1 protein-coding gene is annotated in these 1975 nt (G+C 64.9%); it reads right to left on the bottom strand.

Annotated elements, in window-relative coordinates:
* Positions 1–284: 284 nt before the first annotated feature.
* On the bottom strand, positions 285–1184 hold the full coding sequence (locus tag RTN46_RS16515) for an RluA family pseudouridine synthase (RefSeq protein WP_312183039.1): 900 nt from the start codon (positions 1182–1184) through the stop codon (positions 285–287).
* Positions 1185–1975 lie beyond the last annotated feature (791 nt).

The following is a 1975-nucleotide window of genomic DNA, read 5'->3' as shown; positions in this document are numbered from 1 at the left end:
GTCGAGCCGGCTCCCGCCGTCGTGCCTGTTACCGGCGCAGCAGTCGAGACTCGCGGAGCCGTGGCACCCGGTGCATCCCCAGCTGAAGGCGTGGGCCGAGGAAGCGGTGTCTCTGCGGGCATTGCAGGCTGGGGGTGCATGCTCGATTCCTTACCTCAACTGTGAAGACCCGGGTCATGCATCCCGGGCGAGTTGGCCCAAGCCTAGCGATCCGTGTCGGGAAAGGAAGCCTACAGCGTCAGCGCAGGTCAGCTACGGGAATCCACAGGTGATCCGGCCTGGGCCTACGGGAACGCGTCGAGTGAGAGCTGGCTGCGGTATTCCACCGGCTCCCGGGTGAGCGGGTCGGTAAAGCGGACCGAACGGGCTAGTAGCTGCAGCGGTCGGCTGTAGTCATCCGGCGCCTGCTCCAGCAGGACGGGATAGAACGGGTCATTCAGGATGCCGATCCCCAGCGAGGCCATGTGCACGCGCAGCTGATGGGTCTTGCCGGTGTGGGGCAACAGCCGGTAGCGGCCGATTCCACCGGATTCCTCTAGGAGTTCTACCCGGGTCTCCGCATTCGGCTCCCCGGGGATTTCCTGGGCCAGTAGGTAGGTGCGCGATTTCACCATCCGGCTGCGGAGTACCAACGGGAGTTGGAGGTCCGGGCGTACCGGCGCGACCGCCTCGTATTCCTTTTCGATCCGTCGCTTCTCAAACATGACCTGGTATTTGCCGCGGGTCTCCGGATTCGTCGAAAACAGGAGCACGCCTGCTGTCATCCGGTCCAAACGGTGCATGGGGATCAGATCGGGGATGTCGAGGGCCACGCGCAGGCGGACCAGGGCGGATTCAGCAACGTACATTCCGCCCGGAGTGGTGGGGAGGAAATGCGGCTTGTCGACGACGAGCAGGTTTTCGTCCTGGTGCAGGATGCTGATTTCCACCGGGAGGCGTTCTTCCTTTGGCAGTTCCCGGTAGTACCAGATGAAGGTGTGCTCGTTGAGCGGTGTGGACCGGGTCAGCGGGATTCCGCCGAGTCCAACAACCTCACCGCGGTCGAACCGGTCGATGATGCCATCCGGATTCACATGGCCGAAGCGGTCCAGCACGTAGTCCATGGCAGTCTCCCATGACCCTTCTTCCGGCAGCCGAAGCCGGGTGGCGTTGACTCCGTTGCGGACGGGGAGAGGGGATTGCATCACCCCTCAAGGGTACCGGCGCGGGAGGTCCGCCAGTCTGGGCAGCCCGCCGGGAGTGGGCTGCGCCATCCCGCTATGCTCGGGGCTATGGGAAACCGGGGGATGAGAAACCGGGGCATAGTCGCTGGGCTGGCACTGCTGCTGTTACCGCTGACCGCGTGTGGGAATGTGTGCCCGGCTGTCGGATGGAGCAACACGCTACACGTACAGTTCGACGGCGACTCTTCGGCGGTGAACCACGTGCAGATCTGCGCCGATGGGCGGTGCTCGTCGCCGCTTCCGGACGGCAACGGTGTTCTTCCGGAGGACGAGCCGCTTCGGACAATGGTGCCAGGACAACTGGGGACCGCCCCGCCACCGGAACCTGGCGAGAGGCCGACTGGCGGAGTCGCTGGCGGGCCGGATTCGCCGCCGCAACCCACTGTGGCTGTCTCCGAGTCCATTTACGTGTCCGTTGAACAGACTGAGAACGGCCGCTGGCATGTCAGCATGACGGAGGCACCCGAACGCATGCAGGTGCGGGCCGTCTCTGAGAATGGAGAGGTCCTCGCTGAACGGGAAATAGTTTTGGATTGGCATCGGGTTGGTGGTTCGGCACGCTGCGGCGGTCCATCGGAGGCGGACGTGACCGTCGCGCTGGGAGCCTAGGCGTCGAGCTGGAGTGCCTGGGGATTTCTTGGCAAAGCGCCAGCCTGTGTCCAGGGCCCTGGCCGTTGCACCGCGCAAGTGATTCCCCAGCCCTTCGGCACTGCACCGCCACAGCCCGGCCTGTCCGCCGCGATGCCACCGGC

It is taken from the genome of Arthrobacter sp. (genome assembly GCF_031988865.1).
Classification (GTDB): domain Bacteria; phylum Actinomycetota; class Actinomycetes; order Actinomycetales; family Micrococcaceae; genus Arthrobacter_B.
The sequence above is the reverse complement of the archived record's forward strand: the minus strand, read 5'-3'. Positions and strand labels throughout refer to the sequence as shown.

Excerpts from the sequence above, each read along its gene's own strand:
- RTN46_RS16515 (WP_312183039.1), bottom strand. The coding sequence starts at position 1,184 with ATGCAATCCCCTCTCCCCGTCCGCAACGGAGTCAACGCCACCCGGCTT.